17 protein-coding genes are annotated in these 26084 nt (G+C 67.6%); 10 read left to right on the forward strand and 7 right to left on the reverse strand.

Features of this window, described 5'->3' with window-relative positions:
- The 3 genes from RIE31_07690 to RIE31_07700 form a co-directional block, all read left to right on the forward strand.
- Positions 1 to 376 (forward strand): ABC transporter substrate-binding protein (locus RIE31_07690; GenBank protein MEQ8640466.1); only part of this gene is annotated, 376 nt, incomplete at its 5' end.
- A gap of 337 nt (positions 377 to 713) precedes the next feature.
- Positions 714 to 2420 (forward strand): ABC transporter substrate-binding protein, encoded by a 1707-nt coding sequence (locus RIE31_07695; GenBank protein ID MEQ8640467.1) that lies wholly within the window; start codon positions 714 to 716, stop codon positions 2418 to 2420.
- A gap of 245 nt (positions 2421 to 2665) precedes the next feature.
- The gene (locus tag RIE31_07700; protein ID MEQ8640468.1) at positions 2666 to 3619 is read left to right on the forward strand and encodes a phytanoyl-CoA dioxygenase family protein; all 954 of its coding nucleotides are present in this window, start codon (positions 2666 to 2668) and stop codon (positions 3617 to 3619) included.
- A gap of 174 nt (positions 3620 to 3793) precedes the next feature.
- Here RIE31_07700 and RIE31_07705 read toward each other — a convergent pair whose 3' ends face one another.
- Complete coding sequence (locus RIE31_07705) at positions 3794 to 4975, reverse strand: NnrS family protein (GenBank protein MEQ8640469.1); 1182 nt, start codon at positions 4973 to 4975, stop codon at positions 3794 to 3796.
- Positions 4976 to 5181: 206 nt separating this feature from the next.
- Between RIE31_07705 and RIE31_07710 the strand changes: the two genes are divergently transcribed.
- A complete protein-coding gene (locus RIE31_07710) occupies positions 5182 to 5793 on the forward strand; it encodes a BON domain-containing protein (protein MEQ8640470.1) in 612 nt (203 codons plus the stop codon).
- Here the strand turns inward: RIE31_07710 and RIE31_07715 are convergent.
- On the reverse strand, positions 5790 to 6338 hold the full coding sequence (locus tag RIE31_07715; protein ID MEQ8640471.1) for a hypothetical protein: 549 nt from the start codon (positions 6336 to 6338) through the stop codon (positions 5790 to 5792). The genes RIE31_07710 and RIE31_07715 overlap by 4 nt on opposite strands.
- A 238-nt stretch (positions 6339 to 6576) precedes the next feature.
- Between RIE31_07715 and RIE31_07720 the strand changes: the two genes are divergently transcribed.
- From RIE31_07720 to RIE31_07740, 5 genes are all read left to right on the forward strand, one after another.
- Positions 6577 to 8037, forward strand: coding sequence for a circularly permuted type 2 ATP-grasp protein (locus tag RIE31_07720; GenBank protein ID MEQ8640472.1), 1461 nt, complete (start codon positions 6577 to 6579; stop codon positions 8035 to 8037).
- Positions 8030 to 8971 (forward strand): alpha-E domain-containing protein, encoded by a 942-nt coding sequence (locus RIE31_07725; GenBank protein MEQ8640473.1) that lies wholly within the window; start codon positions 8030 to 8032, stop codon positions 8969 to 8971. The genes RIE31_07720 and RIE31_07725 overlap by 8 nt, the downstream gene beginning before the upstream one ends.
- A 44-nt stretch (positions 8972 to 9015) precedes the next feature.
- Complete coding sequence (locus tag RIE31_07730) at positions 9016 to 9936, forward strand: transglutaminase family protein (GenBank protein ID MEQ8640474.1); 921 nt, start codon at positions 9016 to 9018, stop codon at positions 9934 to 9936.
- Positions 9937 to 10117: 181 nt separating this feature from the next.
- Positions 10118 to 11950 carry a BamA/TamA family outer membrane protein gene (locus tag RIE31_07735; GenBank protein ID MEQ8640475.1) on the forward strand — a complete coding sequence of 611 codons (1833 nt, stop codon included), beginning with the start codon at positions 10118 to 10120 and terminating at the stop codon, positions 11948 to 11950.
- Positions 11950 to 16680 carry a translocation/assembly module TamB domain-containing protein gene (locus RIE31_07740; GenBank protein MEQ8640476.1) on the forward strand — a complete coding sequence of 1577 codons (4731 nt, stop codon included), beginning with the start codon at positions 11950 to 11952 and terminating at the stop codon, positions 16678 to 16680. The genes RIE31_07735 and RIE31_07740 overlap by 1 nt, the downstream gene beginning before the upstream one ends.
- Positions 16681 to 17264: 584 nt before the next feature.
- Here RIE31_07740 and RIE31_07745 read toward each other — a convergent pair.
- The 4 genes from RIE31_07745 to mnmG form a co-directional block, all read right to left on the reverse strand.
- Entirely contained in the window at positions 17265 to 18590 is a 1326-nt protein-coding gene (locus RIE31_07745) for a ParB/RepB/Spo0J family partition protein (GenBank protein ID MEQ8640477.1), read from the reverse strand.
- Between the two features lie 64 nt (positions 18591 to 18654).
- Positions 18655 to 19440 (reverse strand): ParA family protein, encoded by a 786-nt coding sequence (locus RIE31_07750; GenBank protein ID MEQ8640478.1) that lies wholly within the window; start codon positions 19438 to 19440, stop codon positions 18655 to 18657.
- A 932-nt stretch (positions 19441 to 20372) separates the two neighbouring features.
- On the reverse strand, positions 20373 to 21248 hold the full coding sequence (gene rsmG, locus RIE31_07755) for a 16S rRNA (guanine(527)-N(7))-methyltransferase RsmG (protein MEQ8640479.1): 876 nt from the start codon (positions 21246 to 21248) through the stop codon (positions 20373 to 20375).
- 123 nt (positions 21249 to 21371) lie between these two features.
- Positions 21372 to 23363 carry a tRNA uridine-5-carboxymethylaminomethyl(34) synthesis enzyme MnmG gene (gene mnmG, locus RIE31_07760; protein MEQ8640480.1) on the reverse strand — a complete coding sequence of 664 codons (1992 nt, stop codon included), beginning with the start codon at positions 23361 to 23363 and terminating at the stop codon, positions 21372 to 21374.
- Positions 23364 to 23624: 261 nt separating this feature from the next.
- Between mnmG and RIE31_07765 the strand changes: the two genes are divergently transcribed.
- Complete coding sequence (locus RIE31_07765; protein ID MEQ8640481.1) at positions 23625 to 24617, forward strand: DUF4268 domain-containing protein; 993 nt, start codon at positions 23625 to 23627, stop codon at positions 24615 to 24617.
- A 10-nt stretch (positions 24618 to 24627) separates the two neighbouring features.
- On the opposite strand, the gene RIE31_07770 is transcribed toward RIE31_07765, so the two are convergent.
- Entirely contained in the window at positions 24628 to 26073 is a 1446-nt protein-coding gene (locus RIE31_07770) for an aromatic amino acid lyase (GenBank protein MEQ8640482.1), read from the reverse strand.
- Positions 26074 to 26084 lie beyond the last annotated feature (11 nt).

Consider the following 26084-nt stretch of genomic DNA (forward strand, 5'->3'; position numbering starts at 1 on the left):
CGCGACCATCAACGTCAATCCGTCGTCGCAGTACTGGCCGAACTGGACCAAGTTCCCGTTCAGCCTGACCGGCTGGACCCATCGTCCGCTGGCGGTGATGCTGCTGGCCCTGGCCTACAAGTCCGGTGTGCCGTGGAACGAGTCGAACTACTCCAATGCGGAGTTCGACGAGATCCTGGCCCAGGCCGAAGGCGTCCTCGACGCCAAGGAGCGGTCGCTGCTGGTCAAGCGTATGGAAGAGATCATGCAGGAGGACGGACCGCTGGTTCAGTCCTGGTGGCGTGATGCCTATGCTGCCTATGACAAGCGGCTGCTTGGCTACCAACAGCATCCGACTAACTACTGGTCGCTGGAGGAATACGCTCTCGCCACCTAGGTTCGGAGCCGACCGATCGACAGGAAGGGCGTCACCGGCAGGTGGCGCCCTTTCCTTTTGTTCCTCTTTCCTTCTGCGACAATCCTGACCGGGCCCCGGCCAGCCGCCATTGCGGCGACGAGACCCCGGGCCGGCGCCGGCCTGTCGCGCTCACACTATCGCGATCTCGCGCCGCGTTAACCAGATGTTGAACGCCAGGAAACGAGCCGGGGTTGTGGTTGCTGGCCCGGCCCCATAGGCTTGCGGCCTGTGAAACGTGCAGGGGCCCGGCCGGGCCAACAGCAACAAGAATCACGCCGGCCGGATCAATCTTCTTTGCACATGAGGGGGATACCCGATGACAAAGGCTCTTCGTAAGGAGGGGGTTGATCATCCATATGTCGGCGAGCTGAAGCGTCAGCTTGCGGACAAGGAAATCGGCCGCCGCGACTTTCTTCAGACGGCAACCATGCTTGGCATGTCGGCGACGGCGGCCTACGCCTTTGCCGGCAAGGTCACAGGCGAGAAAATGGTGTCGCGCGCCAAGGCGGCGGACATGCCCATGGGCGGTACGCCAACCATCTCGGCCCGTGTGCAGGACTTCACCAATCCCCACGCCGATAGCTGGGGCAATGTGGCGACCCGCACCAACTACGACTATCTGGCCAAGACCCACGTGGACAACATCACCCGGCCCATGATGCTGGAAAGCTGGAGCGCCAGCGACGATCTCCGCACCTGGGAGTTCAAGCTGCGTCCGGGAATCAACTTCCACAACGGCCGTCAGTTCACGTCCGACGATGCCATCTGGAACATCGAGCATATGCTTGATGACTCCACCGGCTCATCGGTGCTGGGCCTGATGAAGGACTACATGCTGAACGAAGTGACCAAGACCGTCGATGGCGAGGAAGTCACCCGCCATGAGATCTGGGACGCCAACGCCTTCGAAAAGGTGGACGATCTCACTTTCCGCATGAACACCAAGGCGCCCAATGTGGGTATTCCGGAACACCTCTGGCACTACCCGGCGGTGATGATGGATCCGGAAGAGGGCGGCGTCATGAAGGCCGGCTCCAACGGCACCGGTCCGTTCCCGGTGGTCGATTTTGAACTCGGTCGCCGCATCCGTGTGGAGGCCAATGCCGACTACTGGGCCCGTGGCATGGACTTCGGCGGCGGCAAGATCGGCCCGTACTTCGATGCGGTGGAGTTTGTCGATCTGGGCGATGACACCTCGGCCTTCGTTGCCGCCATGGCATCGCGGCAGGTGATGGGTGGCGTTCTCACCGACAATGCGCAGATCGCCATTGTTGAGACCCTGCCCCATGTGGATCTCTATCAGAAGACCACATCCATTACGGTCATCGCCCGCGGTCACACGACCACCGCGCCGTTCGATGACCCGCGGGTGCGCAAGGCCCTGCGTCTGGCCACCGATCAGCAGGGCGTCCTCGCCCTGGGTGTCCAGGGTTATGGCAGCGTGGCTGAACATCACCACGTCAGCCCGGTCCATCCGGACTATTACAAGCTTCCCTTCTTCGGGCAGAACATCGAAGAGGCGAAGCGCCTGCTGGCCGAGGCCGGTCATCCCAACCTGGAAATGGTCATCGAAACACGGGCCAATCCGGCGTGGGAGATCAACAGCGCCCAGGCTCTGCAGGAGCAGTGGAAGGCGGTTGGCGTCAATGCCACGGTGAACGTCAATCCGTCCTCGCAGTACTGGCCGAACTGGACCAAGTTCCCGTTCAGCCTGACCGGCTGGAGCCATCGTCCGCTGGCGGTGATGCTGCTGGCCCTGGCTTACAAGTCAGGTGTGCCATGGAACGAGTCGAACTTCTCCAATGCGGAGTTCGACGAGATCCTGGCCCAGGCCGAAGGCATTCTCGACGCCAAGGAGCGGTCGCTGCTGGTCAAGCGTCTGGAAGAGATCATGCAGGAGGACGGACCGCTGGTTCAGTCGTTCTGGCGTGACTCCTTCGGTGCGATGGACAAGCGGGTCCTCGGCTACGCTCAGCATCCGCAGGCTTATTTCTCCCTGGAGGAATACGCCATCGCCGGCTGAGTGCAGGCGACAGACTGACAGGAAGGGGCGCCCCAAGGGGCGCCCCTTTTTTTCCCGGGCCGCCGGCGCCGCCCACCCGATCATGCCCGCCCCCCGCCCCGGAACGCCCCCGCCCCCGGAACGCCATGGCCGGTTTGACGCGGCGGCGCTTCCCGGTCAGACTTCCTCTCCAGACACACAATTCAGCTTCGCACCACCCGACCGGCCTGCACCGGATGACCGTGGTCGCGCGGCGGGAGGCAGAAATGGCAAAACTCAGGGTCGGTGATCTGGCGGCGGTGACGGTGGTGACGCCCACGCCCAAACGCCTCACCAACGAACAGGTGGCGGCCTGGAACCGCGACGGCATGCTCTACATGCCCGGCGTCTTTTCCGGCCATGAGATCGGCCTGCTCAAGGCCCTTGTGACGGAAGATGACGCAATCACCGCGAATATCGGCGGCCCGGTCGATTCAAAGGGCGAACAGGCGCAGCTTTTCAGCTTTGGCGGTCAGCCCGACGACGTCATGGGCGCCTTCGTCCGCATCGCCCGCCTGGTGGAAATGACCGAAGACCTTTTGGGCGGCCGCGAGGTCTATCACTGGCACTCCAAGTTTTCCTTCAAGCCGCCCCACTCCAAGGGCACCTGGGACTGGCATCAGGATTACGGCTCCTGGTATCTGGACGGCTGCCTGTGGCCGGATTCCCTGACCGCCATGATCGCCATGGACGTCATTGATGAAAGCAATGGCTGTGTGCAACTGGTTCGTGGTTCACACCTGGCCGGTCGCGTCGACCACATGCCCGTCGGCAAGGCCATGGGGGCGGACCCGGATCGCGTCGCCCGTATGCTGGAAGGCGGCGATCTGGTGATGTGCGAAATGCAGCCGGGCGACGTGGTTTTCTTCCACTCCAACACCCTGCATGCCTCCGGCCCGAACACGTCGCAGCGCTCGCGGGATGTCTTTCATATTTCCTACAACACCGCGCACAGCGCACCGCCCAAGGGCTTTGGCTATACCCGCCACCAGTACGAGCCACTGAAGATGCTGCCTGATGACGTGCTGACCTCCGGCCGCTATGCGCCGCGCGTGGACCGTGACGCCCTGGCGGCTGATCGCGCTCTTCGCGACAAGGACCGTGAGAGAGTAGGCAATCTCTACGGCTATACCCGCTCGGCACAGGAACAACAGGCATCCGGCAAGGCTGCCGCCAAGTAGCCGGGCCGCGTCTTTCGGGCGCGGCTTCGGTCATCGCTATGGCGCAGGGGTAAACACGCCGCCTGCCGGCCGGCGGCGGACGCCCGTAGCAACACGACGGTGTCCTGGTGTGCGGCCGGATATCGCCTGTATAGCCCTGCCGACGCCGGAGCGCCCTGATACGCCTTCGTCCGGTCAGCCAACCGCACGAAGGCGCAAGAGCAGCGGGCCACAAGCAATCAGAAAGCCCATAAAGGCGAGGGTCCAGGCGACCGCCGCTGCCGTCACCAGGCTGGCCGGGCCGGTCGGCCACAGCGCCGCCGTGACCCGCAGCAGGGCGGCGGCCGTTACCGCCACAAAGACCAACGTCAGCAGCGGCCCGGCCGTCAGTGGACTCCCGCTGTGACCGAGTGTCGCCCGGCTCATCATCGCCAGGGTCATGGTGGCGATGGCGCCGGCGCCCAGTCCGTGGATGGCCGCCGGCGCCGCTTCCGGTCGCGCCGCGCCCAGCGCAATCAAGGCCAACGCCAGAACCAGCCAGCCATATCCCAGATGCAGCACCCACAGCAGAGGCTCGCCGGCTGTCGCCGCGCCCCGCCAACGGGCCAGCCGGACGATGTTAAGACCGGCCGCCAGCGCCGCAAGGCCCATGGTCGATGCCGATGCCGGGACAATCACCCAGCCGGCAAGGGCCACACCGGTGGCCAGCAGGACCATCCGGTCATAGGGTCCGAACGGCCGGGGCAAGCCTGACGCTCCCCGTCCTTTAAGCCAGTTGGTGGTGAAACTCGGCACGATCCGACCGCCGATCAACGCGATCATCATGGCCGCCGCCGCCAGACCCAGGCGAAGCCCCACATTCGCCGGGACAGCGCCTGATGCCGCCGACCCATGCCACAACGCCAACGCCAGCAGCATAACCATCACCCCGGCCAGAACCGGCAGGTTGCGCCAGTTGCGCCCGGCCACCAGTTCGCGCCCCACCACCAGCACCAGCATCGTCAAGAAGGCCAGGTCGGCGGCCACCAGCGCCGCCGGCGGAATGGCCGCGCCCGGACCACTGCAGGCGCCGCCCGTCCATTCCCCCGCCCATCCGGCGACTCGACCGCCGAACCACAACCCCACCAGCAGCCACAACCGCCAGCCGGCCAGCGGCAGTCGCCCGGTCCAGTTGGGAATCGCCGTCAGCAGGAAACCGGCCATGACCGCGGGCACATAGCCGAACACCATTTCACGGCCATGCCAGGCGAAGGGATTCGCCGGCAATGCCTGCCCGGCCAAGGGCGAACCGGCCGCCGCCAGCGCGGTCAGCCCCACGACGCACAGGCCCCACACCGCCGCCAGAAAGAAAAAAGGCCTGAATCCCGTTGCGCGCATTCCTGCCCCCGGTTCTGTCGTCGCTGCGGCCTGTCCCATGCTGCCCCGCGCAAGTGGTCAGGCCAAGGGGACCGACTGCCGCAGCCCCCGCAGCCCGCTCCACCTGGCCCCGCTCTGCCTGCGCGCGCCGGGGCATGACACAGCCATGCCATGATTGACGGCTTCACTCATGGCCTTATCTCGAATCAGCAGTGCGGAGGAATCCCATGACACAGGCTGCGCTCAGGGCAGGGCCCGCCATGGTAGCCGCCGGTTTGTGTGCGGCGGCGCTGCTTGTATCGGCGTGTGTCGCCGCCGCCGTCGGTGGCGCCGGTCTCGGCGCATCGGCGGTCTATACTGCCAGCGAGACACGGACCGTGGACCAGGTGGCCACCGATAACCGCATCCAGATCCATATCAACCGTCAGATTTTTGATGAAAGCGCCGGCCTCTTTGTGGATGTGCGCACCGTGGTCTATCGCCGACGGGTTTTGCTGCTGGGCGCGGTGGAGGCGTCGGATGATCGCGACCTGGTGGCGCAGCTCTCCCGGCAGGTCGAAGGCGTGCGTGAGGTCATCAACGAAATCGACGTGGTGGGCGCGGGCCTGGTCGACGCCGCTGCGGACCGGGTTCTGGAAAAGTCCATCCAGGGCCGGTTGCTGACGGAGCGCGACATCGCCTCGGCCAACTATCGCGTCCGGGTGGCCGGCCGCAAGGTGTTGCTGATCGGCTGCGCCCTGGACAGTGCGGAACTGATCCGTGTCCGCCTGATCATCGCCGAAAAAGCGCCCGACCATGTGCTGCGGGACTATGTGAAAATCGGCGCCGCCTGCGCCTAGGCGGGCGGCGGCTGTCCCGACCTCTTGGGCGTCACGCTGTGCAGGAAGGCTTGCACCTGACGCGGCGAGCGCAGGAACCGTACCCTGGGCGCTACCGCCGGATCGGCCAGCCGGCGGAGGTGGCCTGGCCGGTTTTTCTTCGGCACATTCCAGACATGGCGCAGAAAGCCGAAGTCCAGCCGCTCCGGACAGCCCGCTGCCATATCCGGCCGCACCCGACCCGGATTGAGCACCATGCGTTTGATCACACGCCAGCGACACAGCCATTTTGACATGTCCAGATACAGAACGAGATCGGCCCGCGGCAGACGCAGATCCCAGGTGTTGGAGTAATTGCCATCCATCACCCAGCGCTCGGCCGCCGCCAGCTCGGCAACCTGTCGTCGCCACATTTCCTGCGCCGGCTCGCGCCAGCCCGACCGCCAGTAGTGCTGATCCAGATGAACACACGGCAGGCCGAGACGGCCGGCAAGCGCCCCCGCGACCGTGGACTTGCCGCTGCCCGGCGAGCCCAGAACCAGAATACGGTGCCCGTATGTGGTCATCTCATATGTGTTCATCGCACATGCGCCCGTCGCCAGCGCACCCATCACCTATGGGCTCGTCGCTTCATCCGGTTGTACGCCGCCCGGTCGGCCATCCGGTGACGGCCGCATCATCATGTCACCCTGGCGGGATCGTCAAATAATCAATGGCGTTGCGGCCGGCCGGACCGGCTCGCCTTTTTGGCGCTTTGCCTGCCGCTGGTCTATACTTTCCCGTGACCATCGAAAGCACGGGGCCATGGGACGACAATCAGTAGCGGACAGCCGCCGGGATGGTGTGTTTTCGCACTATGATCATGGTCCCTTTTTCTGCGAGATGTTTGGTCGCCGCGGCCTGTCCCATACCCGCCTGATTCGCCGGCGGCTGGACGAGTTGGACATCCCGACCCTGCGGCGTCGTGCCCGTGACGCGGCGCGCGAGCTGTTCAATCTCGGCATCACCTTCACGGTTTATTCCGAGCGTGAGGCCATTGATCGCATCCTGCCGTTCGACCTTATCCCGCGCGTCCTGTCGAAGGCCGACTGGGCGACTATCGAAAGCGGCGTGCAGCAGCGAGTCACCGCCATCAACCTGTTTCTGCATGATGTCTATCACGGCGAGAAAATCATCCGCGACAAAGTCGTGCCGGAAGAGCTGGTCAAGGGCAATGCCAATTACCGGCCGGAAATGCGCAATGTGGACCCGCCGCACGGCACCTATGTCCATATCTGCGGCACCGACATCGTGCGCGACGAGACCGGTCGCTTTCGTGTGCTGGAGGACAATGCGCGCACGCCGTCGGGTGTCTCCTATGTGATTGAGAACCGTCACCTGATGATGCGCGCTTTCGCTGACCTGGCGAACGGTATTCCCATTGCTGATGTGGATCAGTATGGCAGCCAGCTTGCCCGGACCATGGCCGACGTGGCGCCGGTCGGCGTCGATCAACCGACCATCGCCCTGCTGTCGCCCGGGGTCTTCAACTCCGCCTATTTCGAGCACGTCTTTCTCGCCCGCGAGATGGGCGCGGTTCTGGTTGAAGGCCAGGATCTGGTTGTGATTGACGATCATGTGTTCATGAAGACCACCGGCGGGCTGGAGGCGGTGCACGTCATCTACCGCCGCATCGACGATGATTTTCTCGATCCCAAAGTGTTCCGCGCCGACAGCCTGCTGGGGGTGCCCGGCCTGTTCGAGGCCTACCGCAAGGGCCATGTGACCCTGGCCAATGCCATCGGTACGGGCGTTGCTGACGATAAGGCCATCTATGCCTATATGCCGCGGATCATCCGCTACTACCTGGACCAGGAGCCGATCATCGCCAATGTGGACACTCACATCTGCCGTGAGGCGGAAGGGCTCGCCTATACGCTGGACAATCTGGCCAGCCTGGTGACCAAGCCGGTTGGTGAATCCGGCGGTTATGGCGTTGTGGTCGGCCCGGCCGCCAGCCGCCGCGAGCTGGCCGACCTCCGCGCCAAGCTGCGGCGCAAGCCCGAGAATTTCATCAGCCAGCCGGTTGTCCAGCTCTCGGTCAGCCCCACCTTCACCGGCCGGGCGGTGGAGCCGCGGCACGTGGATCTGCGGCCCTTTGCCCTGACCGGCCGCAAGACCTGGGTGCTGCCGGGCGGCCTCAGCCGGGTGGCCATGCGCCGCGGCTCGCTTATCGTCAACTCCTCGCAGGGCGGCGGATCGAAGGATACCTGGGTCCTTGCCTAGCCTGCTCTCACGCTTCGCCGGCAATGCCTTCTGGCTCGGCCGCTACATGGAGCGGGCCGAGAATCTGGCGCGCATTCTCGACACCAATGAGACCTATGCCCGCGAGGAGCCGACCGGGCCGGACTGGCGGCGGGTGCTGGACCTCTATGCCGATGGCGCGCGCTTCATGACCAGCCATGCCCGCGTCGAGGAGCGCGACGTTCTCCATTTCTATGTGCTGGACACCGCCAATCCGGGCTCCATTCTCAGTGCCGTCATGGCCGCGCGGCAGAACGCGCGAACCATTCGCCATCTCATCAGCACCGAGATGTGGACCCACCTCAACGTCTTTCACAGCCGCCTGTCGCGCCTCACCCGGCGTGATGTGCGGGCCGACAACCTGGCCCGCGTCTGCTGGGACACCAAGCTCGGCTGCCAGACTTTTGAAGGTATTGCCGAGGGCACCTTTCAGCGCGATGAACCGTGGTGCTTCTACCATCTCGGCAAGTATCTGGAGCGCGCCGACCAGACCACCCGGGTGCTCGACATGGGCTGCAAGTGGCTGGGCGAGGCGGCGGACGATGCGCTGGCGCCGGTCAAGCGCGATGTGCTGGTGCGCTCACTCAGCGGCTACCACGCCTTCCGCAGCCGCTACCCCACCGCCAGCGGCCTCGACGACATTGCCCGCTTCCTGCTGCATGATGAACAGTTTCCCCGCGCCGTGCGCCTGTGTATCAACCGCATGAGCGACCGCCTGCGCGACCTCGCCAACCGCCATGGCGCCGACGCGGTGGAGATCGCCGACAGCGCCCGCATGCATCTTCAGTTCACGCTGGAGACCGGCGCTGGTGGCCGCACCACGCCGGCCGCCCTGCATCGCTTCCTCGATGGCTTGCAGGCCAGGCTGGACGGCGTGTCGGACAGCATCGCCGTCGCCTTCTTCGCCCGCGCCTGATACACCACACGCCGTCCACACCCGTTTCCCTGCGAGGCCACGCCGTGCAGCAGCTCTCCGTGCGTCACCGCACCACCTATCGTTATCGTCGGCCGGTTGCTTTCGGCGAGCACCGCATGATGATGCGTCCGCGCGACAGCCATGACCTGCGCCTGCTCGACGCCACCCTCACCCTGCAGCCGCGAGCCAGCCGCGTGCGATGGCTGCATGACGTATTCGGCAATTCAGTGGCCATCGCCAGGTTCGATCAGCCGGCCGACACGCTGATTCTGGAATCGGCCATCACCATCGAACGCTATCCCTTCGTTCAGCCGGACTATCCCATTGAGGACTATGCGCGGACCCTGCCGTTCAGCTATCCCGCACGCGAGGTGCCGGACCTTGGCCGCACCATAGAGCGTCACTATGCCGATCCCGAGCGGCGGGTGACGGACTGGGCGCGGCGCCATATCAATCCGGTCGGCATGACCCAGACGGAAGATTTTCTCATCGCCATCACCCGCGCCATCCAGGCGGAGTTCCGCTATGAAGCGCGATCCGCGCCCGGCGTACAGAGTCCGGTCGAAACCCTCGATCAAGGCTCGGGCACCTGTCGCGACTTCGCCCTGTTCATGATGGAGGCGGCGCGCAGCGTCGGCCTGGCGGCACGCTTCGTCTCCGGCTATCTCTATGATCCGGCGCTCGACGCGCCCGGCCGGAAGAACGACGCCGCAAGCCCCGGTCCGACGGTCGGCGCCGGCGCCTCGCACGCCTGGGTCCAGGTCTATCTGCCTGGCGCCGGCTGGATCGAGTTCGACCCCACCAACGGCGCGCACGGCGGCCACAACCTGGTGCCCATCGCGGTGGCCCGCGAGCCTGGCCAGGCGCTGCCCGTGGTCGGCACCTATGACGGCACGGCCGACGACCTTCTGGGTATGGAGGTGGAGGTGAGTGTGCGCCGGCTTCAGGTGGCGCCGGCCGCCTAACAGTCCACAGCAAACCGGCCCATCGGCTATACTGGCCGCAATGATCGCTCCCGGCCGCCGACTCCTTCGCATGGGCTGCATAGACCGCTTGGGGCCCATGGGCCGCACGGCCCGGCGTCCCCCCGATCGCGCCCGCCGCCGCGCCCACCGCCCGGGGCGTCGCGCCGGACGCCTGGCCCGCATGGTCCTGGCGGCGCTGCTGCCGCTGGCCGGTCTGGCCGCGTGCAGCGGCGGCGATCCGGTCGGCGAGCTCGCCGCCCTGCTGGACTTCGGCCCGCTCAACGGCGGCGGCTATCAGGTGAGCATCAGCGGGCTCGACGATCTGCCGGACATCCACACCCTGGTGCGCGACTCCTCCGCCCTGGTGGAGCGCCGCCGCGAGGCGCCGCCAACGCCGGAAGGGCTGGCCCGCCGCGCCGACGCCGACGCCGAACTCATGCGCCGCATCCTGCGCAGCCAGGGATTCTACGGCGCCGTGGTGGAAACCCGCATCGATTCCTCGACCGATCCCGTGGCCGTCACTCTGGCGGTGACGCCGGGGCCGCCCTATCTGCTGTCGTCCTATGACATCATCTACGAGGATGGCGGGGACGGCCTGCCCGGCGGACCGGCGGCGGTGGACCTGACCCTTGGCGACTGGGCGCGCGCCGCCGACATAGAGGCGGCGGGGCCGACCCTGCTGCGGCGCATCGGCCGCCAGGGGCACCCCTTTGCCACCATCACCCGCCAGGTGGTGGTGGTCGACCATGACGCCATGGCCGTCGCCGTCGCCCTGCAGGTGGCGGAAGGTCCGCATCTGACCTATGGCCCGACCAGCGCCAGTGGCCTGGTGCGGGTGCGGCCCGACTATGTGGCCGGCTTCATCCCCTGGCAGCCGGGCGAGACGGTCAGCACCCGGCAAATGGATCAGGTGGAGGAAGAGCTGCGCCAGACCCGTCTGTTTGAGTTCGTCGCGGTCTCCGCCCAGAGACCGCCGGCCGCGCAAACCGTCCGGGCCGGCGCCGCCCCGCCGGTGCAGGCCGCGCCGATTCTCATTGAAACACTCGAGGCGCCACCGCGCTCCATCGGCCTCGGCGGCGACTACACAACAGAGACCGGCCCCGGCGCCACCGCCACATGGGAGCACCGCAACTTCTTCGGGCGCAACGAAACCCTCGCCTTTCGCGGCCGCCTGACCGGGCCGGAGCAACGGGCCGCGGCGGATTTCGCCAAGCCCCATTTCCGCCACCGCAACCAGTCGCTGCTGCTCAACAGCGAGACCCTGGTGGAGGACGGCGACGCCTTCGACGAAAAAACCATCTCCGGATTCGCCGGCCTGCAGCGGCCCATCGGCAATGACTGGTCGGTCCGCTGGGGCGGCGCCCTGGAATACACCGAGCAGGCCAATAGCGAAGGCGAGGCCGATTCCGTCATCGCCGGCCTGCCCGTGCGTTTTCTTCGCGATACCTCCGACGACCCGCTCGACCCGACCACCGGCAGCCGCGTCGCCTTCAGCCTCATTCCGGCGGTGTCGCTGGGCGATTCCAATGGGCGTTTCCTGACCCTGGAGGAAACCACCAGCCGCTACTGGCCGCTGACCGAAGACCGCTCGCTGGTGGCTGCCGGTCGCCTGCGTCTCGGCGTGGTCCTTGGCGCGGACCGGTTGGACCTGCCGCCCAGCCGCCGCTTCTATGGTGGCGGGGCCGGCTCGGTGCGCGGCTATGGCCAGGACTCGCTCGGTCGTCTCGACGCCAGCGGAGCGGCGGTGGGCGGCAGGTCCATTGTGGAGTTCGGTGGCGAGCTGCGCGCCCGTCTCAGCGAGACCATCGGCGTCGTGCCGTTTCTGGAGGCCGGCAACTCCTATGACCGGCTGGTGCCGCAGGCCAATGAGCGGCTGCAATGGGCCGCCGGTGTGGGCCTGCGCTATTTCACCGTGATCGGCCCGCTGCGCCTCGACCTGGCCTTTCCGCTCAATCGCCGGCGCGAGCTGGACAGCACCTACGAACTCTATTTCAGCATCGGCCAGGCCTTCTGATGAGTCGCCGCCGCCCGTGGTTGTACCGTCCGTGGCTGTGGATCCCCGGCCTGGGCCTGGCTCTGCTGCTGCTGGCGGCAGCCTTTGCCCACACCCCGCCCGGCCGCACCCTGCTGGCGGACGCCATCGGCCAGGCTCTCTCCACCCCTCACATGACCGCCCGCGTCGAAGGCCTGTCGGGCCTGCTGCCCTTCAGCCCGGCCATCGCCCGCCTCAGCCTGAGTGACGCCGGCCGACCGCAGGACGGCCCGTGGCTGGTGGCCGAAGACCTCTCGCTTTCCGTCCGGCCCCTGCCGTTGCTTGGCGGCCGCCTCGATCTGCCGCGGCTGTACGCCGCCACCGTCACGCTTCACCGACCGCCACCGGCGACGGCGTCCACCGATTCCGCGCCGGACCCGGCGGCGCTGCTGGACCAGGCCCGTCGCCTGCGTCGTCTCAACCTCACCCTGCCCCGGGTGGTGCTGACAGAGGCCGTCGCCGGCCAGCCCATGGTCTTTGCCCTTGACGCCCGGCTCCACCAGCCCGATGGCGTCGCCACCGCCCACCTCAGTCTGAGCACCCGTGGCGATGGCGCCGGCGACGGAAGCGAGGGGACGGCAGGAAACCAGGTGGCCGCCTCACGGGCGCGGCTCGATTGGGATGGCGCCGCCGGCCGTTTCGACCTGGACGTGGATTTGCGCCCCGCCTTCACCAGCGGCCTGGCCCGGGGGTTCGCTCTGCCGCTGCTCGACGGCATCGCTCTCCGCCTCACCGGCTCCGGCGATACCGTCGCGTGGGCCGGCGATCTCTCGCTGCACACGGGCGCTGGCGGCCGCCTGAGCGCCCGTCTCGCGGCCGACCTTGCCGGGCCGCCGGCCCTGCGCCTGGATGGTCAGGCGTCCGCCTTCGCCGGCCTGCCGGCCATCGCCCCCGGCCTGCCGGCGGACTTCACCTTCACCGCTGCCGCCGTCCTTGACCCGGCCCACATCCGTTTCAGCCAGGCGACCCTTGACGCGCCAGACCTGCAGGCGACTCTGGTCGGCGCCATCAGCCGCGATCTCGCCGACAGCGATCTCCGTCTGACCGTCCGGCTTAGCGACGATCAGCCGTTTCGCGACCTCGCCGCCTTCGGTTTCGCGACCGCCGCTATTGACCTGCACGCCACCGGCCCGCTGGCCCGACCGGCTCTCGACCTGTCGGCGGAACTGGATGGGGCCAGCCTGGCCGGCATGGCCATCGGCCGTACCACGCTCACCGCCAGCACACGAACGCCCGCCGCCGGCGACGCCTGGACAATCGCCGCGCAGGCCACCAGCAGTGGCGCCCGGCTCGAGTCACCGTGGCTCGCCTTTCTGGCCGGCGACTCCCTGCAGGCCAGCAGCGATCTGCGCCTCGCCGCCGACGGTGGCCGCCTTCGCCTGGCGTCGTGGCGGCTCGCCACGCTGGACAAGGGGGCGCCGCGTTTCGCGGCCCATGGCGACGCTACTGTGGATTTCGCCGGGTCCCGCTTTGACCTGCTGGCGGAGATGCAGGTGACCGCCGCACCCACCGACCTGCTGCCGGCCGCGCTGCACGATGCCACCGCCGATGGCACGGTGCTGCTGCAGATCGCCGGCGGCCGGAGCGCCGCCACCATCTCCGGCCGTCTGATGGCCAACTCGGATGATCCGCTGGTTGCCGCCCTCGGCCGGGCGGTGACCCTGTCGGCCGAGCTCCGCCAGGCGGACGATGGCGTCTGGCAGGCCGATGATGTGCGGCTGGATTCAGACACGGCCCGCCTTACCGGCCGGCTCCACTTCGATCCCGCCGCCGACCATCTGGCCTTCAGCCACCGTCTGGATGTGGCCGCCCTTCCCGCTGATCTGCTGCCGGCCGCGACCGCATTGGGCGGGCTGACCCTGGCCGGCGACCTGACGCTCAGTAGCGATGATCTCAACTGGTCGGGAGCCGGCGAACTGCGTCAGGTGGCGGCCGGCCCAATAGCGCTTGCCCGGCTTAACCTGTCCGGCGAAGCCGCCTTGTCGGGCGATATTCATTCCGGTCGTCTGACTCTCACCCAGCCGCATACCGGCGGCGATGATCCGGTGTTGCCCGGCCTCACTCTGGTCTGGCGCGGCGACGGTGCCGGCGCCAGGTTTGATGCCACCGCCGCACCCGGCCCCGTCCTTGCCGGCACCGCTTCCGCCACCCTTGCCCGCCATGGCGGGCTACGCGCCGCATCGGCCGATATCACCCGGGCCGATCTGGCCTTGCTGACGCGACTGGTGCCGGTGGCGACCACGGAAGGTGCGGCGAGCGCGGAAGGCATCGTCTCGCTGACCGCCCGGCTGACCCCCCATGGCGAGAGCGGGGGTCTGCGGCTGACCCTCGACGCCGCCGCGGATCACCTGGCCCTATGGCCCGGCGGTGCCACCGGTCAGGCGCCGATCATCGGAGCCGGGCGGGTGGGCCTGACCGCCGCCCTCGACCTGCCGGCCGCCGGCGCGCCCGCCCATGCGGTGGCCGGCCGCCTCGACCTGCAGGCATCCAACGCCTCCCTGGCCGGGGTTTCCGTCGCCACCCTGTCGGCCAGCCTCGATGGCGCGGCCGACGGCTTTGCCTTTGCCCTCGACCTGTCGCCGGTCTTCGCGCCGGCCGACCCGAACCGCGGCCCGACCCGAATCGCGGCGCGGGGTCAGGCCAGCGCCACCGGCCAGCGTTGGGCCATCGCGCTCGATAGGCTCAGCCTTGCCCATGGCCGGCGCAGCGGAGAACTGACCCGACCGGCCCGGCTTGTGATTGCGCCGGACGGGGCGGGCCTCGGCGCAATGGAACTGGCCGATCTGGACTTCGCCGGCGATGCCGGCCGCCTCTCCGCCAGCTTCGCTGTGTCGCCGGACTCGCTGGCCGGCACACTGGATCTGGCCGATCTGGATCTGGCGCTTCTGGAGTTGGTCAGCCCCGGCTGGCCCCTGGCCGGTCGGCTGGACGCGGCCCTGACCCTGGCCGGCACCCCGGCCAGGCCGCTTGCCACCCTCAGACTCGGCTCGTCGGACCTGCATGGGGTGCTGGTCAGCACACCATCGCCAAACGTCACACCACAAAGCGTCATGGCCCGGCTCGACGCCAGTCTGGACTATGCGGACGGCGCATTGGCGGTGGATATCAGCGCCAGCCGTATTGCCCCCTCCGGTGCGGACATATCTGACGAAGCCCGGTCGGGCAACGCTTCGTCTGCCGTCGCCCTATCCGACCCCGCCCGCCCGGACGAGGCCGCCTCCGCCACCGCCGCGCCGTCCACGGGCCTCGCCATTGCCGATACACACTCGCGCGATGACGACACCGCCCGCCTTGACCGCCTGACGCTGGCCGGTACCGTGCCGCTGGACTTCGCCATCGATCCCTTCGTCCTGGCGCCGGCCGGCGACCGCGCCCTCGCCCTCACCGCCGATGGCACCGTTTCCGCTGGCTGGCTCGGCGACCTGCTGCTCGGCCCCGACCACCGCCTGGCCGGCCGCATCGAACTGACCGGCCGCGCCGAGGGCACGCCTGACAATCCGCGACTGGACGGCCGCATGGCCATGGCCGATGGCGCCTATATCAACACGGTGGCGGGGCTCAGCCTGACCGCGCTGAACGCCAGTGTGGTGGCCAGTGAGAGCACCGCGCAGGTCCAGCTTACCAGCCAGACCGCCGGCGGCGGCGCGCTGGAAGCCAGTGGCCACATGCGCTTTGCCGCCGCCGGTGCCAGCAACGATGTGAGCAACGGTGTGACCGCCGGTCTGAGCGAACCGGTGTTCGATGTGCGTATCGGTCTCGATGAAGCGCGTCTGGTCAACCGCGATGAGGTCACCGCCCTGGCCAGCGGCGCCCTGTCTCTGGCCGGGCCGCTGTCGGGCCTGCGTCTGTCGGGCGCGCTGGTGATGGAGCCGGTGGAGGTGAGCCTGGCCGGCCGCCTGCCACCCGGTGTGGCGGAGCTGGCGGTGGTGGAGATCGGCGGCGCCGAACGCCCGCAGGTGGCCGCGCCCGATGACCCGGCGAGCGATGGCCTTTCCCTGGCGCTCGATCTGACCCTGCAGTTTCCCCGCCGCCTGTTCGTCCGTGGCCTGGGCCTCGATTCCGAATGGCAGGGGGCGCTGGAAGTCAGCGGCGATATCGGCCAGCCGCTGGTTGACGGCGATCTGGCCTTTGTTCGTGGCAGCTATAGCTTTGCCGGACGCGCCTTCTCACTGGACGGCAGCACCATCCAGGTGCGGCCAGTGAACGGTGTCAACCAGCTCAGCCTCGGGGTGCGCGCCACACGGCAGATTCCCGGCGGCACCGCCATCATCGACATCACCGGCCCGCCCAGCGCACCGCAGCTTGCGGTCAGTTCCGATCCGCCCCTGCCGCAAGAGGAAGTGCTGTCGCGGGTGATCTTCGATCGCGCCAGCGCCCGGCTGACCGCCATAGAGGCGGCGCAACTGGCTCAGTCCGCCGCGGCCCTCTCGGGCAGCGGTGGGGCCGGGCCCGACGTGCTGGGCTGGGCGCGACAGATCCTCGGCGTCGATCAACTGGATATCACGCCCGGCGACGGGAATGGCGGTGGGCCCGGCCTGCGCGCCGGCCGCTATGTGGGCGAAGGCATCTTCATCGGCGCCCGGCAGGGGACCGATGCCGGCAGCACCGCCGCCACAGTGGAGATCGAGGTCACGCCCAACATCTCGCTGGAAAGCGATGTGGGCCAGACCGGCTCCGGCCGCGTCGGCTTCCTGTGGAACTGGAGCTACTAGAGAGGGAGGTTGGATGGCTGGATTTCTTGGCCGGAGCAACGGTAGAAACCCGGCTTGCTGGTAGCCGTTTGGGCTTTGTGAAGAAAAAAAAGGGGGGGAAAGTCATGGCCAGGGGAAAGCTGAAGGATTCGTCCACTAGCAGAGATGTTCTGAAGAGTGGCGCAATGGTTGTAGCGGTCGGAGCCGCTGCGCTCTCCATCCCCACGGCCGTGGAGGCCGCGACGGACATTCCCGCTTCAGCCCAGGGGAAATGCGCGACATGTCGCTATTGGGGTGGAGTGCGAAAGATATCGACCGACGGCCAGACCGTCAGCGCTGACGGCAAGGGCTGGTGCAACAACCCGGACAGCCCCGTTTATCAGAAGCAAACTGGCCCGACCCAGGGCGCGCCCGTATGGACCAGATGGGATGCGCTGAGCTGACCAGTACCACGCGTAAGTTCGGACGCTTCCCGCCAAACGCCTGACCCGCCATTCGTCGCCGCCACGGACTGTATTGTGACCGTGACGGCTTGACCGGACCGGGCTCGCGACCGCGCCATTCTAACCGCACTTGGCGGAAAGTTGCTCCTCCGCGAGGGGCCCCTACATCCGGAACGGATCGTCGTCCTTCAGCGGTTCGTCATCGCCATCATCATCCGCGTCATCGTCGAAGCCGCCCGGCGTCGGGCCCTCGCTTCGTGCGCCGCTCGCCGCCGCCGCGCCACCTGTGCCCGGCCCGCGCCGTCCCGCACCGTCGGTGCGCCCGCCGTCCAGCAGTTTCAGCGCCTGCTCGTGGCTCATGGGGCCGCCGCGCTGCAGCCGGCGCAGCACATCGTCGAGCTGTTCCAGCGTCTTGTAGTGAATGATGAGCTCGCCGCGCTCCTGTCCGCCGCCGGGCTTGCCCAGCAGCCGCACGGTCACTCTGAGGCCCAGAAGCGCCGACAGATCCTGTTCCAGCCGCCGCGTATCCGCGTCCTTGACCGGCCCCTGGCCGCTGGCGCCGCGCGGCGCGCCGGCCTTGCGGTCGGCCTGGCGTCGGGCCAGGCCCTCGGTCTGCCGCACCGACAGGCCGCGCCGTACCGCCTCCATGGCCAGCGCCGTCGGGTCCGGCGCGCTGATCAGCGCCCGGCCGTGGCCGGCGCTCAACCGCCCTTCATCCACCATGCGCCGCACCGGCTCCGGCAGGCTCAACATGCGCAGCGCATTGGCCACGTAGCTGCGGCTCTTGTTCAGGTCACGGGCCAGGGCATCCTGGGTGTGGCCGAATTCATCCACCAGCCGCTGATAGGCCTCCGCCTCTTCGATGGGACTCAGGTCCTGGCGCTGAATATTCTCGATCAGCGCGAATTCCAGGGCGTCGGAATCCTCCAGCTCACGCACCACCACGGGGATCTCGTGCAGGCGGGCGCGCTGGGCCGCGCGCCAGCGCCGCTCGCCGGCGACAATCTCGAACCGTCCCACCTGCCCTGGCAATGGCCGCACCAGAACCGGTTGCAGCACGCCGCGCTGGCGCACCGAGTCGGCCAGCGCCTTCATCTCTTCCTCAGCAAAGGCATGACGCGGCTGAAAGCGTCCCGGCTGCAGCAAATCCACCGCCAGCATTCTGGCGCCGCGCGCCGTCGGGCCAAGCGCGCCATAGCGGGCATCGGCCACGCCCGCCACCGCTGGTGCGACCGGTGCCGGCGGCGTCGCGGCGGCAGCCTTACCGTGTGCGCCGGCGCCGGACGCAGTTCCGGCTGCGGGCGCGGGAGTTTGTTCGGCCGGGCGGCCGCTGGCCGGCTCACCGCCGCCTGCGGGCAGCCCCGGCGTCACCGGTGCCTCCTCACCCAGCAGGGCAGAAAGACCGCGTCCCAGGCGCTGCGCCGGCCGGTTGCCGCCGCCGCCTGATGCTGACGGCTTGTTGGTGTCGGAGGTGTCGTCAGGAGTCATGGCGCGGTGTGTCCTGCCAGCCGTGGATCGTTGAGGGTCAAAGCGGGTGGGTGCGGCCTGTTGTTCATGCCGCCAGGCCGCGTCCGGTCTCGCCGGCGCTGCCGCGGCGCAGCATTTCCTTCGCCAGGTCCAGGTACGAGCGTGAGCCGACGCACGCCATGTCATAGAGCAGCACCGGTTTGCCGTGGCTCGGCGCTTCGCTCACCCGCACGTTGCGCGGAATGACCGTGGCATAGACCTGGTCGCCGAAATGATCGCGCACATCGGCCTCCACCTGTCGGCACAGATTGTTGCGGCCGTCATGCATGGTCAGCACGATGCCCTCGATCACCAGGTGGGGATTGAGTCCGCGCCGGATGCGTTCAAGGATGCGCACCAGATGGCTCAAGCCTTCCAGCGCGAAGAACTCACACTGGATCGGCACCAGCACCGCGTCGGCCGCCACCAGGGCGTTGAGGGTCAGCAGGCCGAGCGCCGGCGGACAGTCGATCAGCACATGGTCATAGGCCTGCGGCAGGCGAGCCAGCGCCGCCTTCAGGCGATGCTCGCGCTGCGGTACGTCGATCAGCTCCAGCTCCGCGCCGGAGAGATCAAAGCTGGCCGGCATCACATGCAGCCCCGGCACCAGGCTCTCGATGATGGCCGTTGCCGGCTCGGCCTCGTCCAGCAGCACGTCATAAGTGCCGCGACCCCGCGCCTCCGGTGGTATGCCGAAGCCGGTGGACGCATTGCCCTGGGGGTCGAGGTCAACCACCAGCACGCGGCGGCCGATGGCCGCCAGCGCCGTCGCCAGGTTGATCGCCGTGGTGGTCTTGCCGACGCCGCCCTTCTGATTGGCCACCGCCAGTATGCGGGCCGGGCCGGGCCGGGCCTCCGTGCGGGGTTCGGCGCCTGGTTCAGTGCGTGGTACAGCGCCCGTGCCCGTGTCCGTGTCCGCGTCCCTGCCCTTGTCCGGCGCGGCCGATGCCTGCGGCGTTGGAGATGGTTGAGGCGCGGCGGCTGGCTCGGCTGGCTCGATTGATGGCCATCGCGATGGCGAGCCGGGTGTGGTGGCCGGCGATGAGCCGGGCCAGACATCATCCGGAGTATCAGCCGCGCCGCAGTGTGCGCTGTCGGGCGCGTCCTGCACCGCGTCGCCTCCTGCGCCGGCCGGCGTATTGATCGCTGTATTGCCGGCGGTGCTGGCGGGGTCCTGCATGGTGCCGCCCAGCGCCGTATCGTTCCGCGTCGTATCGCTTCGCGTCTGCTCCCCTGTTTGCCCTGTGTCCGCTGTGTAGCCAACCGCGCCGGCGGCGGCGTCCTGCATGGTGTCGGCCGGCGCCGTATCGCTTCGCGCCGTATCGCTTCGCGGCTCGTCCCCTGTTTGCCCTGTGTCCTCTGCGTAGCCATCCGCGCCGGCGGCGGCGTCCTGCATGGTGTCGGCCGGCGCCGTATCGCTTCGCAGCGCGCCCCCTGCGTCCGCTGGGTCCGCTTTTGCGCTATAGGCCGTGCCCTGTCCCGTGCCGTTCGCGCCGGCCGCGCCGGCTGCCCTGGCGTGTGCCGGTTCAGGTAACGATGGCGCGGCGCGCGCGGCGCGGTTCGCACCGTCGCGGCCGGCGGCGGCGCCGAAGTACCAGCCTGTGCCGGCAGAGGCGGTCACCGGCGCGCTGCGGCCTGCTACGCTTTCCGCCTGGGCCGTTGTTAGCTGGGCCACTTCTTGCTGGGCCACCTTTGGCCGGGCCTTGCTTAAAGAGCCGGTGATCGGGTCGGTCCTGGTCTCATAATGGTCATTTTGCGACATGACTATCCCTTTTTCACCGGTTTGGTGGATTTCGGTGAGGCAGGCAGCGACCTGGCCGTCTGCTGATTGGCCGCCTGCCGGCCAGTTTCCTGCCGGCCTGCCTCTCTCCGGCCAGCCTCCTTCCGATCAGTGGCATGGCCCGCCGGTGCGCTGGCCAGGGTGCGGACGACCGGGCCGCCACTGTCGCCGGGGTCCATGTGGTCCTGCCGTGGCGCCAGTGCCTCGACCACCAGGATGACACCCTGCGAATCTGACCGGCTGGTCTCCTTACGCATCTGGAATGACCACCCATCACGCCCGGCGGAGAGCTCGCTATCAACGGATTTTCCCTTTAGAAACAATCCTATACCGTCCCTGGCCAGGAGTGGGGCCGCGACCGTGAAGAGGCGCTCCACAGGGGCCAGCGCGCGGGCTGTCACCACGTCGAACGGCTCGTCGGGCATTTCCTCGGCGCGGGTCTCGTGCACCGTTGCGGAAACCCCGAGCTGGCGGATGGCGGTGCGCAGGAAGGCGCATTTCTTGCTGTCGGACTCCACCAGGTGGATATCCGGTAAGTTATCGCGCTCGCTCCCCATGATGGCCAGAACCAGTCCCGGCAGGCCGGCGCCGCTGCCAATGTCAACAAGCCGCCTGGCCCGTGCCGGGATCAGGTCACAGATCTGGCCGCAATCCAGGATATGGCGGCGCCACGGATCCGTCAGAGTGCTGTCGGCTACCAGATTGATAGCCTTCTGCCACTCCGCAAGAAGCGTCAGATACTCCTCGAACAGGTGGATTGTTTCACGTGAAACATTGAGCAGATGCGCACAGGCGGCCGGGTCCAGCGGCGTCGCCGTGCCATCATCGCCCTTGCCGTGCCGCTTGCTTCGTTTCGCCATGGAAGGAATCTACGCCGGAACGGATTCTCTGGCAATGTTTCACGTGAAACATCGGGGGCGGAACCGACCGCAATCGGCGCCGACAGGGCAGGAATCAGAAAAATACCAATGTTTTCAATTGTTTCACGTGAAACGGTCGGCTTCGCCCCGCTTCACATGGCGCAACAACGCCGCCAATGCCGCCGGCGTCAGTCCTGGTAGCCGCGCCGCCTGACCCAGGGTAGCGGGCCGTGCACAGGCCAGACGCTCGCGCATCTCGGCCGACAGGCTACCGACGGCGCCATAGTCCAGATCGCTCGGCAAAGCGAGGGCTTCGTCACGACGAAAAGAGCGAATGTCGGCGTCCTGCCTGGCCAGATAGGCCCCGTAGCGTGCCTCGGTGACCAGCAGGGTGGCGATGGCCGGTGATACCTCCGGCGGTGGCGCGGCGAGCCGGCCAATGTCCGGCAGGGTAACACCCGGCAGGGCCAGCAACTCCCGGCCGCTGCGGCGACGGCCGTCCTGACGCACGGCGATGCCGGCCCGGGCGAGCTCCGGCGGGCTGCAGCTCAGGCCGTCCAGCCAGGCACGGCCCGCCTCCAATGCGGCGCAGTGAGACACAAAATGTTGTGCTCTCTCCACTCCAATACACCCGATATTGATGCCAAGGCCGGTCAGCCGTTGGTCCGCATTGTCGGCCCGCAGGTGCAGACGATACTCCGCGCGGGCCGTGAACATGCGATAGGGCTCGTCCGCCCCGCGCGTCACCAGATCGTCAATCATGACCCCCAGATAGGCGGTGGCCCGGTCCAGTACAAAAGGCACCGCCAGGGCACCCCGGCTATCGCCTGCCCCGCCGCCTGCCCCGCCGCCTGCCCCGCCGCCCGCCGTGCCGCCCGCCCCGCTGCCGGCTGTGCCGGCCCGCCGCGCCGCGTTGATGCCCGCCACCAGCCCCTGGCCGGCCGCCTCCTCATAGCCGGTGGTGCCGTTGATCTGGCCAGCCAGAAAAAGGCCCGGCAGACGGCGGGTCTCCAGGCCGGCGGTCAACTGGCGCGGATCCACATAGTCATATTCAATGGCATAGCCCGGGCGCAGCATACGGGCCCGCTCCAGACCCGGGATGGTGGCCAGAAACGCCGCCTGCACCTCTTCCGGCAGTGCGGTGGAGATGCCGTTGGGATAGATGACCGCGGCATCGGGCCCGCCCGGCGCGCCTTCCGGCTCCAGGAATATCTGATGGCTGTCACGCTCCGCGAAGCGCACCACCTTGTCCTCTATGGACGGGCAGTAGCGCGGTCCCGGCCCGGCGAAACGGCCGGCATGGATGGGGCTGCGGCCGATATTGTCGCGGATCACCCGGTGAGTCGCCGGCGTGGTGCGGGCGATGTGGCAGCACACCTGCGGCGCCGTGACGGCGGTGGACAAGGCGGAGAGGAAAGCCGGCTCCGCATCGCCCGGCTGCTCGTCCAGCGCGGCGAAATCAATGGACTCACGGGCGAGGCGCGGCGGTGTCCCTGTCTTCAACCGACCAAGCGAAAAACCTTTTTCTTTCAATATCTTAGACAGGCCAAGGGCGGGCGCCTCACCGACCCGGCCGGCCGCCCAGTGACGCTCGCCCACATGGATCATGCCGCCGAGAAAGGTGCCGGTAGTGAGCACCACCGCACCGCACCGCACCACCGCGCCGTCGCCCAGTACAATGCCGGCGACGTGCCCGGCACTGTCCAGCAGCAGGGACTCGACCGCCCCTTCCAGCACCGCAAGGCCGGACTGCTCCGCCAACAGCGCCTGGATGGCGGCGGCATAAAGGGTGCGGTCGGCCTGGGCCCGGGGGCCGTGCACGGCCGGCCCGCGGGACCGGTTGAGCAGGCGGAACTGAATGCCGGCGCGGTCGGCGGCGCGGCCCATGAGCCCGTCCAGCGCATCCACCTCGCGTACCAGATGGCCCTTGCCGACACCGCCGATGGCCGGGTTGCAGGACATGGCGCCGATGGTGGCGACCTGGTGGGTGACAAGCAGCACCGACGCGCCCATGCGGGCGGCGGCGGCGGCGGCCTCGGTGCCCGCATGACCGCCACCGACGACGATAACGTCAGGCGGCGAGGCGGGCGGGGCGGAAAGAGGGCGAAGGGACATGATCTGTATATAGCAGAGAAACGAGACGAACCGCTTGATAGCGCAATCCAATCCGTGTGGTTAGGCTTGTGTGCAAAGACGCACCGCCAGTGGCCAGGACAGCCGAAAAAAGCGTCTGGCCGACGACGTCAATCCGGTGGGGGCTCTATGGCGGCACTGATCTACGCAGGCGACGGGAGCCGCGCCGACGACCGGCCGCGCCTTCATTCGTGAATCCACAACATGCACCGGAGCAGGCCGGCGAACACTGGAGATACAACCATGAACAGTAAACCCCTGGGCCGGCTGGAGCGGGTGGATCTACGTCAGGCGTGGGTCAATGAAGCATCCGAGTTCACGCCATGGCTGGCTCAGGCCGAGAACCTGCAGATTGTCGCCGAGACGATCAGCATGGAGCTGGAACTGGAAGCCCAGGAAAAGAATGTCGGACCGTTCCGCGCCGACATCCTGTGCAAAGACGTGGAGTCCGACCAGTGGGTACTGATCGAGAATCAGTTGGAGCGGACAGACCACACCCACCTGGGACAGCTACTGACTTACGCATCCGGACTACAGGCCGTAACCATCATCTGGGTCGCCGCCAGATTCACGGAAGAACACCGTGCGACGCTGGACTGGCTAAATGAAATCACGGACACCAGTTTTCGCTTCTTTGGCCTGGAGGTCGAACTCTGGCGCATTGGCGGCTCGCCGGTTGCGCCGCGGTTCAATGTCATCTCAAAACCAAACAACTGGACAAAATCAGTAGCGTCGGCGGCCCGCAAGATCACTGGTGAAGGGGTCAGCGAAACCAAGGCGCAGCAGCTCCGCTACTGGCAGGCCTTCCAGGATTATCTGGAAGCCCACAACAGCCCGGTGCGAATCCAGACGCCACAAGCCCACCACTGGGCTGTATCCTCCATTGGTCGAACCGGATTTGGTCTGTTTCTGAAGGTCAACACGTTCAAGAGCGGTCGAATCAGTGCGGAGCTGTTCATCCGTTTCGACGATGCGAAGTCATACTTTGCCCTGCTGCATGAACAGAAAGACACCATTGAAAAGGAACTTGGCGAGTCGCTGAGCTGGGAAGACCTGCCGGAACGCATCGGCTGCAGGATTGCCCTGTACAAAACCAATGTTGATCCGACAGACGAAGACGACTGGGCCAATCAGCACGCGTGGCTGGCAAGCGCCCTGGAACGATTTGACCGGGTGTTCCGGGCTCGTGTTCGCCTGCTTGACCTGACCGAGCCAGAAGAAAACCCCGAAGACTGAACGGGTCGGCCTAAAGGCCGGCGAAGTCGCCGCCGGTGCAGGCCACGGTGAAGGCGCGGGCCAAGGTGGTCGCCTCCTGCTCCAGATTGCGCCGGCTGGTGACCGGCGGGAAGAGCTGCCGCACACCGTCGAGGAAAGCCCTGAGCGGCGGCGCCGGCAAGCGCTCATTGGCCGCCAGCACCTGGCTGGCCTTGACCGACAGGACGGTGAGACAGGCATCCAGCGCCTCGCCGGCCTCGCGCTCTTTCTCCCACGCGTCCCAGGTGGGGACCGTGGTATCGGTCTGCGGGATGAAGACCAGATCGCCGCTAAGTAGCGTCGGCGTGGCCAGCAGGCGGGCGCGGCGGGCGTGGCTGCGCTGACCGCCGTCCAGGGCGAAGCCCAGACCAAAGTCCGGATTGCCCGCGGACAGCCGGGCGTCGAGGCCGGTCACCTGGGGCATTTCGAACTTGGAGATATGGATGCCGGCGAGCACGGCCAGATCGGCCCACGCCTCGGCCAGACCGTTCATGGCGGGATAGGCCATGCCGTTGTGGAATCCACCATTGTGCACCGCGCGGCCCGCCGGGTGAGTGTCGTCCGGCGGCAGGATCATGGGGTTGTCGGTAAAGGCGCGGAGGCTGGTGGTGGCCGCCCCGGCCATGCGGTCGGCAGCGCGATACGCGCCGGCCAGGACCCGCGGCAGCACACGATAGCTGACCGGTGCCTGGTAGGTACGGCGTGCCGCGGCGTCGCCGCCGGCCAGCAGGTCGGTCAGTGCATTCAGAACCCGGCCTTCGGTTTCATCACCCCACAGGGCGGCCAGGGCCGGATCAAAGTGCTCCAACGGTGCGCCGATGGCATCGGCCGACAGGGCAAAGACGCGGGTGGCCAGGCGGACGCGGTTCGCCGCCACCAGGGCGCTGTCAGCAGCCAGCGCGGCGGCGCACGGCGAGCCGTTGACCAGGCAGTTATTGTCCTTCTCGGCGCAGTCCTCCCCCAGCAGGTGCCAGAACAGGTTGTAGAGATTGGCCGTCTCGCCGGACGCGTCCTGACCGGCACGGGGCACCACCGGCAGGGGGCGGCCGTCCAGCATGTCGGCGACGCGCTGCGCCATGGGCGGGCTGATGGCGGAGTAGCCCTCAACATAGTTGGCGAGGCGGGCCAGGATGATGCCGCGCACCACCCGGTCGGGCAGGGGCTCGCCCATGCCGAGGCCGGTGGTGTGGGCCGGCTCCTTCGCCATTTCGGCGCGGCCGGCGGCGTCCAGGATGGTCTTGGCGCCCTCGCCGTAGCGGGTGGTGACGCCGTAGACGAAGAGGTTGGGGTCCGTCTCCAGCATGGCGAGAAAGCGGCGGCGCGCCTCTTCCATGACGCCCCGGCAATGGGAGGTGAAGGCGACCGGCTCTCCCTGCCAGGCGACGCGGCGGAAGTTCTCAAGGGAGAAGTCGCTGCGGTCGTTGAGGGAGATGGGCATGGGTGGAGTTC

Source organism: Alphaproteobacteria bacterium (assembly GCA_040218575.1).
GTDB lineage: Bacteria > Pseudomonadota > Alphaproteobacteria > JAVJRE01 > JAVJRE01 > JAVJRE01.

Bases quoted from the DNA above. Each gene is read 5' to 3' on its own strand.
- RIE31_07695 (MEQ8640467.1), top strand. From the start codon at position 714: ATGACAAAGGCTCTTCGTAAGGAGGGGGTTGATCATCCATATGTCGGC.
- RIE31_07700 (MEQ8640468.1), top strand. From the start codon at position 2,666: ATGGCAAAACTCAGGGTCGGTGATCTGGCGGCGGTGACGGTGGTGACG.
- RIE31_07705 (MEQ8640469.1), bottom strand. From the start codon at position 4,975: ATGCGCGCAACGGGATTCAGGCCTTTTTTCTTTCTGGCGGCGGTGTGG.
- RIE31_07710 (MEQ8640470.1), top strand. From the start codon at position 5,182: ATGACACAGGCTGCGCTCAGGGCAGGGCCCGCCATGGTAGCCGCCGGT.
- RIE31_07715 (MEQ8640471.1), bottom strand. From the start codon at position 6,338: ATGACCACATACGGGCACCGTATTCTGGTTCTGGGCTCGCCGGGCAGC.
- RIE31_07720 (MEQ8640472.1), top strand. From the start codon at position 6,577: ATGGGACGACAATCAGTAGCGGACAGCCGCCGGGATGGTGTGTTTTCG.
- RIE31_07735 (MEQ8640475.1), top strand. From the start codon at position 10,118: ATGGTCCTGGCGGCGCTGCTGCCGCTGGCCGGTCTGGCCGCGTGCAGC.
- RIE31_07740 (MEQ8640476.1), top strand. From the start codon at position 11,950: ATGAGTCGCCGCCGCCCGTGGTTGTACCGTCCGTGGCTGTGGATCCCC.
- RIE31_07745 (MEQ8640477.1), bottom strand. From the start codon at position 18,590: ATGACTCCTGACGACACCTCCGACACCAACAAGCCGTCAGCATCAGGC.
- rsmG (MEQ8640479.1), bottom strand. From the start codon at position 21,248: ATGGCGAAACGAAGCAAGCGGCACGGCAAGGGCGATGATGGCACGGCG.
- mnmG (MEQ8640480.1), bottom strand. From the start codon at position 23,363: ATGTCCCTTCGCCCTCTTTCCGCCCCGCCCGCCTCGCCGCCTGACGTT.
- RIE31_07765 (MEQ8640481.1), top strand. From the start codon at position 23,625: ATGAACAGTAAACCCCTGGGCCGGCTGGAGCGGGTGGATCTACGTCAG.
- RIE31_07770 (MEQ8640482.1), bottom strand. From the start codon at position 26,073: ATGCCCATCTCCCTCAACGACCGCAGCGACTTCTCCCTTGAGAACTTC.